Source organism: Streptomyces sp. NPDC014882 (assembly GCF_043081325.1).
In the GTDB taxonomy this organism is placed as follows: Bacteria; Actinomycetota; Actinomycetes; order Streptomycetales; family Streptomycetaceae; genus Streptomyces.
In genome coordinates this window covers 154,218-169,413 of sequence record NZ_JBIBWL010000012.1, presented here as the reverse complement: position 1 = coordinate 169,413, position 15,196 = coordinate 154,218, and the positions used below count along the sequence as shown (strand labels likewise).

Genomic DNA, 15,196 nt, shown 5'->3' with positions numbered 1-15,196 from the left:
AAAGGCGTGCGGTTGCGCCCGCACGCCCCGGCGTACGCGCCGCGTCGGCGTGACGTGTCATCGGTCGCCTCGTCGCCCGTGCGTCGCCCGTGCATCGCCCGTGCCCTCGGTCGTGCCCTCGCCCGTACCGGCGGCCGTCCCTCGCCCGTACCGGCGGCCGTCCCCCGGTCGTGCCGGCCGTCGTGCCCTCGGTGCGGCCCGAAACGACCTCGGCCCTGTGGGGCGTGCGGGCGGAGCACTACCATCCGTGGGGTGACAGCGGGAAACGACACGGTGCTCGAACTGCTGCCCCTGGTGTTCGCCGCCCCCAACGACGCCCTGGCACGGGCGGAGGCAGTGCTCCACACCGATCCCCCGCCCCTGCACGCCTCGGTCGCCCACCAGGTGATCGGCATCTGGCAGCGGGACTGGGGAGACCTGCGTCTCGCCCTGGACCACCTGCGGCGCGCCCGCGCGCTGGCGGCGCGCGCCGACTCCGCGGAACGGGAGGCGGACGTCCTGGCCACCCTCGGCGTGGCTCTGGTCCACGCGGGCCGCACCCGGCAGGGCCTGGCGGCGTTCGAGCGGGGCATCGAGCGCGGTACGGGGCACACCCGCGCGCGGGTGCGGTACCGGCGGGCGTACTCCTGGTGGGTGCTGGGCCATCACCGCGAGGCGCTGGACGACCTGCGCCGGGCGATCACCGTGCTGCGGCAGGCGGACGACGTCATCTGGACGGCGCGCGCCCTCACCCTGCGCGCCACCGTGCACCTGGCGCTCGGCGCGGTGGACCGGGCCGACGCCGACTTCACGGCCGCCGAGGCCCTGTGGGACACCACCGGCCAGGAGCACGACAAGGCCGACGCGGTGGAGAGCAGGGGCCTGGCCGCGTTCCGTTCGGGGGACGTCCCGGCGGCGCTGCGGCTGCTGGACGAGGCCGAGGAGCGGTACGCCAAGCTGGGCACGCCCACCTTCATGCTGGACATCCGGCGCTGCGAGGTGCTGATGGCGGCCGGGCTGGCGCCCGAGGCGCTGACCGAGGCGGACGCGGCGATCACGGCCCTCGACGGGATCGGCGGGCAGTCCACCCGCAAGGCGGAACTGCTGCTGGCCGCGGCGAAGGCGGCCCGGCTGGCGGGCGATCCGGGCACGGCGACCGCGCGGGCGGCGCTGGCCGTGCGGCTGTTCGCCGGACAGCGCCGCACCTGGTGGGAGGCGCACGCCCGGCTCGTGCTGATCGAGGCGCGGGTGGCGACCGGGCGCGGTTCGGGGCGGCTGGTCGCCGACGCGGTGCGGGTGGCGGAACGGCTGTCGTCCTTCGGGGCGCCCGCCGCGCCGGAGGGCTGGCTGCTGGCGGGCCGGATCGCGCTGGACCTGCACTGGACCGACGACGCCGAACGCTACCTGGCGGTCGCCGCGCGCAGCCGGCGCAGCGGGCCGCCGCTGGCGCGGATGACGGGCTGGGCGGCACAGGCGCTGTGGGCGCGGGCGACCGGTTCGGAGCGGGGCGTCCTGGAGGCCTGCCGGCGCGGCCTCGACGTCCTCGACGACCACCGCACCACGCTGGGCGCCTCCGAGCTGCGGGCCCGCGCCACCGCCCAGGGAGCCGAACTCGCCGCACTCGCCCAGCAGGTGAGCCTGGAACGGGGCGGGCCGCGACGGCTGCTGGCGTGGAGCGAGCGCTGGCGGGCCACCGTCCTGTCGGCGCCGCCCACCCGGCCGCCGGCCGACGCCGCGCTGGTCAGCGGGCTGACCGCCTACCGTGAGATCGCCGCCCGCGCGGAGGGCGCGCGAAGGGACGGCCGTCCGGTGCCGACGCTGGAGCGCGAGCAGCGCCGACTGGAGCGGGAGATCCGCTCCCGCACCCTGCACATCCGGGGCGAATCCCCCGGGGACGGCGACCGGTTCGACGCGGGCCGGCTCCTGGACCGGCTCGGCGACGTGCGGCTGGTGGAACTCGCCGTACTGGACGGGCGGGTGCAGGTGCTGCTGTGCGGGGGCGGGCGGGTGCGCAGGTTCGCGGGCGGGCCGGTGGCCGAGGCCGAGCGGGAGGCCGAGCACGTGCAGGCCGGGCTGCGGCGGCTGGCGCACCCCGGCGCGGACGCGCGGCTGCCGGTGGTGGAGGCGGCCGGCCGGCGGCTGGAGAGCCTGCTGCTGGGCGAGGCCGCCGCGCGGCTGGGAACCGGCCCGGTCGTGATCGTCCCCCCGGCCCGGCTGCACCAGGTGCCGTGGGCGCTGCTGCCCGCCCTGCGGGAGCGGGTGCTCAGCGTGTCGCCGTCGGCGAGCAGCTGGCTGCGGGCCCGGGAGACCGACCCCGTGCCGGGCGGGCGGCACGTGCTGGTGCGGGGCCCCGGCCTGGCGTCCGGGGGCGCCGAGGTGCCGGAGGTGGCGGGCCGGTACGGCAGGCCGACGGTGCTGGAGCACGCGGACGCGCGGGTGCCGCGGGTGCTGGCGGAGCTGGACGGGGCCGCGCTGGCGCACATCGCCGCGCACGGCACCTTCCGGGCGGACAGTCCCATGTTCTCGTCCCTGCGCATGGCCGACGGCCCGCTGATCGTGCACGACTTCGAGCGCCTGGCCCGCAGTCCGTACCGGATCATCCTCTCCAGCTGCGACACCGCCCGTCTCGCCTCGGTGGGCGCCGACGAACTCCTCGGCCTGGTCACGGCGTTGCTGCCGCTCGGCACGGCCGGGGTGGTGGCGAGCAGCGCACCGGTCAACGACGAGGCGGTGGTCGCGCTGATGCTGGCCCTGCACAAGGGGGTCAGCGCCGGCCTGTCCCTGGCGGAGGCGCTGCGCGACGCCCGCGCCGCCCTGCCCGGGGACGCCCTGCACCAGGCGACGGGGTGGGCGTTCACCGCCTTCGGAGCCGCGTGAACACCGGCCGGCGGGCGACGGACCCCCTCGCGGCCCGACGGACGTGACCGGCCGCGCCCCACGGACCACCGCCCGGCGGGTGAGGCCGTGCCGCCGCCCGGCGGGTCGGGCCGTGCCGATGCCCGGCGAGTCAGGCCGTGCCGCCGCTCGGATGGCCGGATGGCCGGCAGATCCACCGACCACGGCAGCGCCCCGCGGTCCCACCGCCTGCCCACCCCGGCGACCGCACCGGGCAACGGCACGGACACCCGCCGTCCTCCCGAGCCATGTGAACGCCCCTGGCCCGCCGGACGGCCGCCTCCGCCGCCCGGCGGGTCAGGCCGTCCGGGCGTCCGGCAGGTCCACCAGCCACGGCAGCGCCGCGCGGTCGCTCGCGCCGAGGCGGGTGTACGCGCCGTACAGGTGATTGCCGACGGTGCGCACGGACAGGGTCAGCCGCTCGGCGATCTGCCGGTTGCTGAGGCCGGCCGCCGCGAGCGTGACGATCTGGCGCTGCCGGGCGGTGAGTTCGCCCAGCGCCAGTCCCGCCAGGGCGGGGGTACGGGCGCCCTGGCAGTGGCGGGCCAGGGCGACGGCACGGGTGCGGGCGGTGCGGGCCGCGCGCGGGTCCCGGTGCAGTCGCGCGGCCTGTGCGTGCGCCTCGGCCGCGAACAGCAGGAACCCCCGCTCCGCCAGCTCGGCGGCGACCCCGTCGAGCCCGGGCCCGTCCCCGCGGGCCAGGGCTTCGGCGTGCCGCGCGAAGACGCCGCCCGCGGGAGCGGCCCGCCGTACGGCGTCGCCGGCGCCCACCCGGTGCGGCGTACCGGCACCGGTAGGCGCCCCCCGCCCGCGGGTCCGGTCCGGTGGGCCGTGTCCGGCCCGCCCGGGAGCACCCCCTCCGGGGGCGTCCGGGGACGAGGCCCTTCCGAGACCGGGGCCGGGGGCGGAGGCGAGACCGGGACCGAGGTCGGAGCCAGGGCCGGGGCCGGGGGCGGCGGGGGTCCGGGGGCGGTGGTCCACGGGGTCGGGACGGGAAGGGGCGGCGGGGGCGAACTCCTCCCCCAACCCCTGCGCCGCGCAGTCCAGTTCGGACAGGCACCCCGCGTCCCGCGGCGCCCCCGCCAGCCCCTCGCGCGCCCAGGCCACCGCCTCCCGCAGCTCCCCCCGCAGCCGGGCGAACCGCGCCCGCACGGCGGCGTACCAGGCCGGGACCGATTCCCCCTCTCCCACCAGCCAGTCCCCCACCGGCGCCGCCCCCGACCGCACGTCCGCCGCGTCGATCCGCCGCAGCAGCTCCGCCGCCTCCGCCTCCAGTGCCGCCCCGCACGGCGGTCGGCCCGCCGCCAGCCGCCGGGCCCGCAACCGCCCCGCCGCCGCCCGCAGCAGCGGGCCGTGCAGCGGATGGGCGAGCCGGACCGTCGCGTCGTCGTCGGCCCGCACCAGCCCGTCGGCCTCCAGCCGTTCGAGGACGTCCAGGTCGAGTCCCTCCGCCGCCGCGGCCACCGGCAGCGGCTCCGCGAAGGCGAGCCGGTCGAGGACCTCCCGCTCCTCGGGGCGGGACCGGCCGAGCACAGCGGCGGCGCGCTCGCGCAGGGCGGGCGTCACCGGGACCGGCCCCCGCCACCTCCACTCCCGGCCGTCCGGCCCCCGGTCGAGCGGCTCCCGGCCGAGCGGCTCCCGGTCCGGCAGCGCGTCCAGGAGGTCGCGCAGCAGACCGAGGTCACCGGCGGCCAGCCGGTGCAGCCGGTTGACGGTGAGCGGCTCCGGACCGGTCCCGGCCACCGCGGCCAGCAGCCGGGCGACGTCCGCGCGGGGCAGGGGCTCCAGGGCCAGCCGTGGCAGGAGGTCGCCCGAGCGGAGCCGGACCACGGCGTCCGGCGCCGGCACGCCGTCCGCGGCGAGGACCAGCAGCCGGGTGCGTCCCTGCACGGCCAGTTGGTGGACCACGGCGGCGGAGTCGTCGTCCAGCAGGTGGGCGTCGTCGACCAGCAGCAGCCGCACACCGGACAGCAGGCGGACCGCGCGGTGCAGGGTGACGCCCTCGGGCAGGAGGGGGGCGAAGGCGGCGAAGGGCGTGCCGCGGGTCTCCGGCGTACCGGCCACCCGTACGCAACCGGCCCCCCGTACGCAATCCGTCCCGCGGTCCGTCCCGCGCACCGCCTCCGCGGCCAGCCGGCTGCGGCCGACCCCGGGCGGCCCGGTCACCACGACGCCCGGCCGTCCCGCACCCAACGCGCCGCGCAGCAGCTCCAGTTCCTCCTCACGGCCGGTGAACGGCCACGGCGGCGCGGAGAGCGGCCGAGAGGTCCTCGTGTCATGTACGGAGGTCGTCACGTCTACAGGAGTCCGCCTACTCACGCCTGATACAGGGCGACTTGAGTAGGCCCCGACTCAGGCGCCGGACGGTGCTCCGGGGCACCCTGGTGGCCATGACCGCCCGTTACTGCTCGCTCGTGCAGCAGCCGGCCCCCGCCTTCGCCCCGGGGCTGGCCGCCGAGCGGCTCGGCGCGCTGCTGGGCGGACGCCGGATGTGGGTCAACGGCACCGTGCTGCACTACTGCTTCCTCGACGGCGGCGGCGACGGGTCGGTCATCCCGGTGCCGGGTTCCGGGGAGACCCGGTGGGTGTCGTGGGTCGGGGACGAGGCCCAGCGCGACGTGGTGCGCGACGCGTTCCGCGAGTGGGCGGACCTGGGCATCGGGGTGTCGTTCGCCGAGGTCGACGACCGCTCGGAGGCGGAGCTGCGCATCGGGTTCCAGCAGGGCGACGGCTCCTGGTCCGCGGTGGGCCGGGACGCGCTGCGGGCGGGCCTGAACGAGCGCACCATGAACTTCGGCTGGGACCTGACCGCGCCCGGGGAGCGCCGCACGGCCCTGCACGAGATCGGGCACGCGCTCGGCATGCAGCACGAGCACCAGAGTCCGTTCGCCGGCATCCACTGGGACGACGAGGCCGTGTACGCCGACCTGGCGGGCCCCCCGAACCACTGGAGCCGGGACCGCACCCACTTCAACGTCCTGCGCAAGCTGGACCCGGCCGAGGTCAACGGCTCGGTGTGGGATCCGCAGTCCGTGATGGAGTATCCGTTCCCGGCGGGGCTGATCCTGGAGCCGGAGCAGTTCCGCGGGGGCGTCCACCCGCCGGGGGCGCTGTCGCCCATGGACAAGGAGTTCGTGCTCCGCTGGTATCCGCCGCGGGCCGCGCCGCCACCGCCCGCGCTGGTGCCGTTCCGTTCGGTGCCGCTGTCGCTGGCGGCCGGCGAACAGGCCGACTTCACGGTCGAGCCGCCGGAGACCCGCGAGTACGCCCTCGGCACCTTCGGGGACGGCGACGCGGTCGTGGTGGTCTTCGAGGAGCGGGACGGCGAGCCCCGCTTCCTGGCCGGGCGGGACGACGGCGGGACCCCGCGCAACGCCACCGTCAGGGCCCGGCTCGTCAAGGGCCGGCGCTACTTCGTCCGGGTCCGGCTGTACTGCGGCTGGGGCGCGGGAGAGACCGCCGTCATGTGCTGGTGACGGCACGGGGCGGCGTCGTGCGCGCCCGGGGACCACTGTCCGGCGCCGGGGGAAGGGGCCGGCGTCCGTCGCCTTCGGGGGAGGGGGACGGGCGCGGCCGCACACGGCGCGTCCCCGCGGCCGGCCGGGCGTCCGCGGGGACGCGCCGGAGCCGGCCGCGCCGGGACCACCCGGCCGTTCACTCCGCGGTCGCGGGGTCCGGCAGCCGGTACACCGACACGTGGGACGGGGACTCGGCGGTGAACTCGGAGCCGTCCCAGTCCGCGTGCCGCGACTCCAGCCCGAAGCCGGCCAACTGGGCCATGAGGTCGAGTTCGGCGGGCCAGACGTAACGGTGCGGGCTGCGGTCCAGCCGGGCCCGCCGGCCGCTGTCGTCGAACCTGAAGTGGTGGGAGACGACGTGCTGGTGCAGGACGTCGTAGGTGTCCAGGCCGATGTAACCGGGTTCGGCGCGCCAGACGGTCGCCTCCTGCCCCGGCGGGAGCCTGCGCAGCTCGGGCACCCACAGCTCGACCACGAACCGCCCGCCGGGCCCCAGGTGGCGGGCGGCGTTGCGGAAGCACGCGACCTGCTCGGCCTGGGTGAGGAGGTTGGAGATCGTGTTGTACACGAGGTAGACCAGCGTGTACTCCCCCGGCGCGCGGGCCGTCGCCATGTCTCCGACGACCACCGGGATCGCCGACTCGTCGGCCTTGGTGCGCAGTTGTCCGATCATCGGGCGGGACAGCTCCACGCCGGTGACGGGCACGCCCCGCGCGGCGAGCGGCACCGCCACCCGCCCGGTTCCGATCGCGAACTCCAGCGCCCTTCCCCCGGAGGCGAGTCCGGCGAGCCGGTCGACGGTCGGCCCGAGGATCCCGGGAGCGAACATGCCGGTGCCGGGAGTGTCGTAGCGGCCCGCGGCGTCGGCGTCCCAGATCTGCTGCTGATCCTGATCCATGGATCCCACGATGGTCCGGCGTCCGGGAGCCGTCCAACGGTTTACCGTCCGCGACGGCGGCCGCCGCCAGGGGCCGCCGCGAAGGATCCCGGGCACGACGGAGGCCGCCTCCTCGTCCGAGAAGACGGCCTCCGACCACATCGTGCTGGTCGGGACGACAGGATTTGAACCTGCGACCCCTTGACCCCCAGTCAAGTGCGCTACCAAGCTGCGCCACGTCCCGTCGCGCCCCGCACCGGTGAACGGCGGGAACGCGCAGGTAAACACTACCGCACGCGCACCGGTGCCACGGCCGCGACCACAGCCGGGCCGAACGGTCGCACGCAGCGTGCCGCGTGCCGCGTGCCGCACGGCACCCCACCGGAGGGCGTGCCCCGAAAGGTGCGCCGCCGCAGGATGCCGGAGGGCGCGCGGCCCGGAGGCCACCCCCGGAGGCCACCCCCCGGAGGCCGCGGTGCAGGGACGGGCGGATCCGGCCCCTTCCCGCCCGCTCGACCGCGACACACGGATTTTCCCCGCGCGCCACGTCCGGGCGGACCACGCGTCCCCGTTTTCCGGACATGCACCTCAAAGAAACCTATTTCCGTCGCCCGCCCATGTTTCAACAATGTGTGGAACGAATGAACGGGGCCGGCGAGGAAAGCGATAGATCCGTTTTCCTCCACCATGGCCTTTTCCTCGAACGTGACCGAATCGATGCGGCAGCAAACCGAGCGGTCGTTCAAACGTTGACCGGCGAGTAATAAGGCCACTAACTTTCGACGCGCTTCGAACAAGCGCTTTTCACGGCCTTCCGCGGTGATCTTTCCCGCCGGGATACCGGTGCACGCCTTTGCTGTCCCGAACCCCCCACCGTGCAGTTTCACCTTGATTCGGAGAATCGATGACGTTCGCTGTGCGCTCCGAGGACATGATCATCGGCATCACCCCGTTCGGCGAATCCGACGCCGGGCTCGCCCTCGCGATCGCCGGGGCCGGCGGGCTCGGCGTGCTCGATCTCGGGGACGGCGGCCGAAGATCGCGCGAGGCCCTGGGCCGGTTGCGGCGCGCGGCGCCGGGCGGCTTCGGGGTCAGGGTCGGTCCCCGCTGCCGGCTGTCCCCCGCCGACCTCGGAACCGGCGGCCCGCACACGGTGGTGCTGGCCGCCGGCTCGGCCTGGCCGCTCGGCGAACTCGTCGCCCGGCACCGTGTCCTCGTCGAGGTCACCGACCTGCCGGGCGCCCGGGAGGCCGCCCGTGCCGGCGCGCACGGTCTGATCGCGCGGGGCAACGAGTGCGGCGGCCGGACCGGCACACTGAGCACCTTCGTACTGCTCCAGCAGCTGCTCTCCGCACCGGAGCCGGACCTGCCGGTGTGGGCCTGCGGCGGCATCGGCCCGCGCACGGCCGCCGCCGCGGTGGCCGGCGGGGCGGCCGGGGTCGTCCTCGACGGACAGCTCGCGCTGCTGGCCGAGTCCTCGCTGCCCGAGGCGACGGCCGCCGCCCTGCGCCCCCTGGACGGGTCGGAGACCGTCGTCGTCGTCGGTCACCGGGTGCTGCTGCGCCGCGGCCCCGACGCCCCGTCCCTCCCCGCGGACGCCGGTCCCGAGGAGGTCTCGGCCCTGCTCGGCGGGCGGGACCCGCGCACCCGGCTGCTGCCGGTGGGCCAGGACGGCTTCCTCGCCGCCCGGTTCGCCGACCGCTGGGGGGACGCGCGGCGGACGGTGCGGGCGCTGCGGGACGCGGTGCGCGACGCCGTGGGTGACGCGGTGCGCGACGCCGCGGGCGACGCGGGGACCGTACGGGTGCCCGCGGAAGGGTCGCCGATGAGCCGGGCGCTGGGCACCCGGCTGCCGGTCGCCCAGGGGCCGATGACGCGGGTCAGCGACGAGGCGGGGTTCGCGGCGGCGGTCGCCGCGGACGGGGCGCTGCCGTTCCTGGCGCTGGCGCTGGCCGACGGCGAGCGGACGCGGGCGATGCTGACGGAGACGCGGGACGCGGTGGCCGGCCGGCCCTGGGGGGTCGGCGTGCTCGGCTTCGCGCCGGAGGACGTGCGGGCCGCGCAGCTGGAGGCCGTGCGGGAGGTGCGGCCGACGCACGCGATCATCGCGGGCGGGCGGCCCGCGCAGGCGCGGGCGCTGGAGCGGGACGGGATCCGGACCTTCCTGCACGTGCCGTCGCCGGGGCTGCTGCGGCAGTTCCTCCGGGCCGGTGCGCGCCGGTTCGTGTTCGAGGGCTCGGAGTGCGGCGGGCACGTCGGGCCGCGGGCGGCCTTCCCGCTGTGGGAGGCGCAGCTCGCCGTCCTGGAGGACCACGTGGAGGACGGCGGCGACGCCGGTGACCTCGAGGTGTTCTTCGCGGGCGGGGTGCACGACGAGCGGTCGGCCGCGATGGTCGCCGCGCTCGCCGCGCCGCTGACCGCGCGCGGGGCGGCCGTCGGCGTCCTGATGGGCACGGCGTACCTGTTCACCGAGGAGGCGGTGGCGCACGGAGCGATCCGGCCGCTGTTCCAGCGGCAGGTGCTGGCCGCCGACCGCACCACCCTGCTGGAGTCGGCGCCGGGGCACGCCACGCGCTGCGTGCCCAGCCCGTTCGCGGCCGGCTACCGCGAGGAGGAGGCCCGGCTGCGCGCCGCGGGCGTCCCCGACCGGCGGATCTGGGAGGAGCTGGAACGGCTCAACGTCGGACGGCTGCGCCTCGCCAGCAAGGGGGTGACGCGGGAGGCGGACGGCGCCCTCGCGCCCGTCGGCGAGCAACGGCAGCTCGCCGAGGGGATGTTCATGGCGGGCGAGGTGGCCGTGCTGCGTTCGGCGACCACGACGCTCGCCGCGCTGCACGCGTCCGTGACGACGGGAGCGGCCGCGTTCCTGTCCCGGCGGGCCGCCGAACTCGGCGTCGAGGAGGCCCCGCGCCCCGCGGCGCCCGCGCCGCTCGACATCGCCGTCGTCGGCATGGCCTGCATGTTCCCCGAGGCGCCCGACCTGTCCACGTTCTGGGCGAACGTCGTGGGCGGCGTGGACGCGGTCGGCGAGGTCCCGGCCGACCGCTGGGACCCGGCGGTGCACCACGGCACGTCCACCGCGTCGAAGTGGGGCGGCTTCCTGCCGCCGATCCCCTTCGACCCGCTGCGCTACGGCATCCCGCCCGCCTCCCTCGGCCACGTCGAGCCGGTCCAGCTGCTGTCCCTGGAGGCGGCCCGGCGGGCCCTGGAGGACGCCGGGTACGGCGACGGGGGGCGGGAGTTCGACCGTTCCCGCACCTCGGTGGTGTTCGGCGCGGAGGCCGGCAGCGACCTGTCCAACGCGGCCACCCTGCGGGCCGTGCTGCCCTCCTACTACGGGACGGTGCCGCGCGGACTGGACGAACAGCTGCCGCGGCTCACCGAGGACTCGTTCCCGGGCATGCTCGCCAACGTCGTCTCCGGCCGGATCGCCAACCGGCTCGACCTCGGCGGCGCCAACTACACCGTCGACGCCGCCTGCGCCTCCTCGCTGGCCGCGGTCGACGCCGCCTGCAAGGAGCTCCTCGCCGGCACCAGTGACGTCGTGCTGTGCGGGGGCGCCGACCTGCACAACGGGATCAACGACTACGTCCTGTTCTCCTCGGTGCACGCCCTCTCCCCCACCGGCCGCTCCCGCGCCTTCGACGGCTCGGCCGACGGCATCGCCCTCGGCGAGGGCGTGGCCTGCGTGGTCCTCAAGCGGCTCGCGGACGCCGAGCGCGACGGCGACCGGATCTACGGCGTCGTCAAGGGCGTCGGCTCCTCCAGCGACGGCCGCTCCCTCGGACTGACCGCGCCGCGCCCCGAGGGCCAGCGGTCCGCGCTGCGGCGGGCCTACGCGAGCGCGGGCGTCTCCCCGGCGCGGGTCGGCCTCGTCGAGGCGCACGGCACCGGCACGGTGGTCGGCGACCGCACCGAACTCGCCGTCCTGGACGAGGTGTTCCGCGAGGCGGGCGCCGAGGCGGGCGGCTGTGTGATCGGCTCGGTCAAGTCGCAGATCGGGCACACCAAGTGTGCGGCCGGGCTGGCCGGCCTGATCAAGGCGCTGCTCGCGCTGTACACGGGCGTCCGGCCGGCGACGCTGCACGTCGAGGCTCCCAACGCGGCCTGGGACGCGGAGCGCAGCCCGTTCGCCTTCCACACCGAGGCCCGGCCGTGGGCCGCTCCCGCCGCCGAACGCCTGGCCGGGGTCAGCGCGTTCGGCTTCGGCGGCACCAACTTCCACGTGGTGCTGGCCGCCCACGCCGGCGGGGCGACGCCGGCGCGGGGACCGGGCGCCTGGCCGGCCGAGCTGTTCGTGTTCCGCGGCCGGGACGAGAGGTCGGCCCGGCAGGCGGTCGAGGAGCTGCTGCGGGCCGCCGGGGCGGACGGCCGCCCGTGGCGCCTGCGCGACCTGGCGCTCGCCGCGGCACGGCGCTCGGACGCGAGCACCGACCCGGTGCGGATCGCGGTCGTGGCGAGCGACGTGGCCGACCTGACCGACAAGCTGCGGGCCGTGCTCGACGCCCCGACCGGCGCCGGCCCCGCCGCCCGCGGGAGCCACCCGGCCGCCCGCGGGATCCATCTGGCCGGCGCCGGGGACGCCGACGGCGGCAAGGTCGCCTTCCTCTTCCCCGGGCAGGGCAGCCAGCGCCCCGGCATGCTCGCCGAACTGTTCGTCGCGATCCCCGAGTTGCGTCCGCACCTGGAACTGGGCCGGGCGCACGCCGACGCGCTGTACCCGCCGGCCGCGTTCGACGACGCCGCCCGGGACCGGCAGCGGGCCGCGCTCACCGACACCCGGGTGGCGCAACCGGCCCTCGGGGTCGCCGGGCTCGCCGCGCACGCCCTGCTCACGGCCGCCGGCGTGGAACCGGACATGGCCGCCGGGCACAGCTACGGCGAGCTGGTCGCCCTCTGCGCCGCCGGGGCCCTCGCCCCCGAGACGCTGCTGGAACTGAGCGGCGAGCGGGCGGCGGCGATCCTCGGCGCCACCGGGGAGGACCCGGGGACCATGGCCGCGGTGACCGCCGGCGCCGAGGAGACGGAGCAGGCCCTCAAGGCGGCCGGCGCTCCGGACACCGTCGTCGTGGCCAACCGCAACTCCCCCCGCCAGACGGTCGTCTCCGGTCCGACCGACGCGGTCGCCGAGGCCGTACGACTGCTGCGCGGGGCCGGTCTCGACGCCCGGCGGATCCCGGTGGCGTGCGCCTTCCACAGCCCGCTGGTGGCCGGCGCCGGCGACCGCTTCGCCGAGGTGCTCGCGGCCCACCCGGTGCACGCCCCCGAGTTCCCGGTGTGGTCCAACCGCACGGCCGCCCCGTACGCCGCCGGCGCGGACGCGGTCCGGGCCGAGCTCGCCGCGCAGATCGGCGCCCCCGTCTCCTTCGCCGAGCAGATCGAGTCGATGTACGAGGCGGGCGCGCGCGTCTTCGTCGAGGCCGGTCCCGGATCGGTGCTGACCGGGCTGGTCGGTCAGATCCTCGGCGAGCGCCCGCACACCGCGGTCGCCTGCGAGCCCCGCCCCGGCGGCGGCCTGCGCGGCTGGCTCGACGCCCTCGCCCGGCTGGCCGTCGCGGGGCTGCCGGTGCGCACCGGACGGCTGCTGCGCGGCCGGGACGCCGTCGACGCGCTGCGTGCCCCCGCGCCCCGCATCCCCGGCTGGACGGTGGACGGGCAGCTCGTCCGCACCGCCGCCGGCGCCCTCCTCCCCGGTGCCCTCGCACCGGCCCGACGCGTCGCGGACCCCGCGGCCCCCCTGGAGACGACTGTGACGACCGACCCCTCGCACGGCCTCCCGTCCGACCGGGACGCCCTCGTCGCCGAGTTCCTGCGCACCAGCCGGGAGATGATCGCCGCCCAACGGGACGTGCTGCTCACCTACTTCGGCGGCGTGCCCGGCGCCCCGGCCGCCGCGCCCGTCCTCCCCCCGCAGACACCGTCGCCCGCGGCGGCCCTGCCGCAGGTGCCCGGGTTCCCGGCCGCGGCGGCGCTCCCGGAGCCGATGCCGGTGCCGGAGCCGGACCCGGTGCCGGTGTCCGGGCCGGAGGCCGCCGGGCCCGTGGACGTCGAGCGGCTGGTCCTGGAGATCATCAGCGAACGCACCGGCTACCCGGTCGACATGATCGAGCCCGATCTCGACCTGGAGGCGGACCTCAGCATCGACTCCATCAAGCGGGCCGAGATCGCCGGTGAACTGGCCAGGCGGCTGGGCGCCGGGGGCGGCGCGGACCTCACCTCGATGGCCGACGCGGAGCTGGAGGAGCTGACGAAGGCGCGTACGGCGGCGGCGGTGACCGGCTGGCTCACGGCCCGGCTGGGGACGCCCGCGGCGCCGGAGGCGGCGGCGCCCCCGGACGAGCCGGCTCCCGTGACGTCCGCGCCCGTGACGTCCGCACCCGCGGAGGCGGTGACCGGGGAGGCCGCGCCCGCGACGGCCGTGACCGGGGAGGCCGTGACCGGGGAGGCCGTGACCGGGGAGCCGCCCCGCCGGCACGTCCTGCGCCCGGTGCTCCTGGCCGGCGCCGGCGCCCCCGACCGCCCCGACGGCCCCGACCCCGCCGTCCTGCTGCCCGGCACCCGCTGGCTCGTCCTCGGTGACGCGCCCGGGGTGGCGGCCGCGCTCGCGGCGTCGGGTGCCGAGGTCGCCGTACGCGGCCGGGACCACCTGACGGACGACGGGGACGGGCCGGTGGACGGGGTGCTGTACCTCGGCGCGCTCGCGGACGACGGCACGCCCGTGCTGCCGGACGCGTTCCCGGTGCTGAAGGCGGCCCTGGCGCGCGGACCCAGGTGGCTGCTGGCCGTCCGGCCGGCCGGCGACGACGCGCGGTCGGCGGGGCTGCGCGGTCTGTTCCGCACCGTGGCCCGGGAGTACCCGGAGACGGTGGCGCGGGTCGTCGAACTCGCCGACGTCTCGCCCGCCGCGGTCGCGGAGGCCGTGGGGCTGGAGGCCGCCGCCCCGGACCGGGTGCCGGTCGTGGTGCGGTCGGCGGCCGGACGGCACGGGTTCGAGCTGGTGGAGGTGCCGCTCGGCGCCCTCGCCGGCACGGGCGCCGGGCCGGCCGGGGACGGCGCGGCCGAGGCCGCCGCGCTGGGTCTGGACCGGGACTCCGTGGTGGTGCTGGCCGGCGGGGCGCGGGGCATCACCGCGCAGTTCGCCGCGACGCTCGCCGGCGCGGCCCGCTGCCGTCTGGAACTCCTCGGCCGCACGCCCGCGCCCCAGGGCCCGGAGGACGCGGACACCGCGGCGGCCGGCACCCCGGCGCAGCTGCGCGCCGTGCTCGCCGCGCGCGGCGGGGCGAAGCCCGCCGAGATCAACCGCACCGCCGGACTCCTGCTCGCCCAGCGGGAGATCAGGGCGACCCTGGCGGAGCTCGACGCGCTCGGCGGCCGGGCCCGCTACCGCTCGGTCGACTTCCGCGAGCCGGACGCCGTGCGCCAGGCCGTGAAGGAGATCCACGCCGAACACGGCCGGCTCGACGGTGTGGTCCACGCGGCCGGCGTCATCGAGGACCGGCTCATCGCCGAGAAGAGCGCCGAGTCCTTCCAGCGGGTCTACGGCACGAAGGCCGGCGGTGCCCGGGCACTGCTCGCGGCGTTGGAGGAACTGCCCGCCGCGCCCGCGTTCACGGTGCTGTTCGGCAGCATCTCCGCCGTCCTCGGCAACCGCGGCCAGGCCGACTACGCGGCGGCCAACGACGCCCTGGAGTCCCTGGGCGCCGCCTTCGCCGCCCGCACCGGCCGGCGCGCGCTGACCGTGCACTGGGGTCCCTGGGCGCCCGCCGCCGGGCACGGCGGCATGGTGGGCGCGGAGCTGGCCCGCGAGTACGCCCGGCGCGGCATCCGCCTGATCGACCCGGAGGAGGGCACCGCGGCGCTGCTGCGGGAGCTGGCCTGGGGCGAGGAGTCCGCGACGGCCGTCGTCCACACCGCCCCGGGCTGGTGA

5 protein-coding genes and 1 tRNA gene are annotated in these 15,196 nt (G+C 77.4%); 3 read left to right on the top strand and 3 right to left on the bottom strand.

Features of this window, described 5'->3' with window-relative positions:
- Window positions 1-252 precede the first annotated feature (252 nt).
- Window positions 253-2,856 (top strand): CHAT domain-containing protein, encoded by a 2,604-nt coding sequence (locus ACF09K_RS25485; protein ID WP_392247010.1) that lies wholly within the window; start codon window positions 253-255, stop codon window positions 2,854-2,856.
- Window positions 2,857-3,171: 315 nt separating this feature from the next.
- On the opposite strand, the gene ACF09K_RS25480 is transcribed toward ACF09K_RS25485, so the two are convergent.
- The gene (locus tag ACF09K_RS25480) at window positions 3,172-5,169 is read right to left on the bottom strand and encodes a LuxR C-terminal-related transcriptional regulator (protein ID WP_392247009.1); all 1,998 of its coding nucleotides are present in this window, start codon (window positions 5,167-5,169) and stop codon (window positions 3,172-3,174) included.
- A 95-nt stretch (window positions 5,170-5,264) separates the two neighbouring features.
- On the opposite strand from ACF09K_RS25480, the gene ACF09K_RS25475 reads away from it, so the two are divergent.
- Window positions 5,265-6,350, top strand: a complete 1,086-nt coding sequence (locus ACF09K_RS25475; protein ID WP_392247007.1) for a M12 family metallopeptidase — start codon at window positions 5,265-5,267, stop codon at window positions 6,348-6,350.
- Between the two features lie 178 nt (window positions 6,351-6,528).
- On the opposite strand, the gene ACF09K_RS25470 is transcribed toward ACF09K_RS25475, so the two are convergent.
- Both ACF09K_RS25470 and ACF09K_RS25465 read right to left on the bottom strand, forming a co-directional pair.
- Window positions 6,529-7,290 (bottom strand): class I SAM-dependent methyltransferase, encoded by a 762-nt coding sequence (locus ACF09K_RS25470; protein WP_392247006.1) that lies wholly within the window; start codon window positions 7,288-7,290, stop codon window positions 6,529-6,531.
- 146 nt (window positions 7,291-7,436) lie between these two features.
- A tRNA-Pro gene (locus tag ACF09K_RS25465) sits at window positions 7,437-7,513 on the bottom strand.
- Window positions 7,514-8,173: 660 nt separating this feature from the next.
- Between ACF09K_RS25465 and ACF09K_RS25460 the strand changes: the two genes are divergently transcribed.
- Complete coding sequence (locus ACF09K_RS25460; protein ID WP_392247004.1) at window positions 8,174-15,196, top strand: SDR family oxidoreductase; 7,023 nt, start codon at window positions 8,174-8,176, stop codon at window positions 15,194-15,196.

Bases quoted from the DNA above. Each gene is read 5' to 3' on its own strand.
- ACF09K_RS25475 (WP_392247007.1), top strand. From the start codon at position 5,265: ATGACCGCCCGTTACTGCTCGCTCGTGCAGCAGCCGGCCCCCGCCTTC.
- ACF09K_RS25470 (WP_392247006.1), bottom strand. From the start codon at position 7,290: ATGGATCAGGATCAGCAGCAGATCTGGGACGCCGACGCCGCGGGCCGC.
- ACF09K_RS25460 (WP_392247004.1), top strand. From the start codon at position 8,174: ATGACGTTCGCTGTGCGCTCCGAGGACATGATCATCGGCATCACCCCG.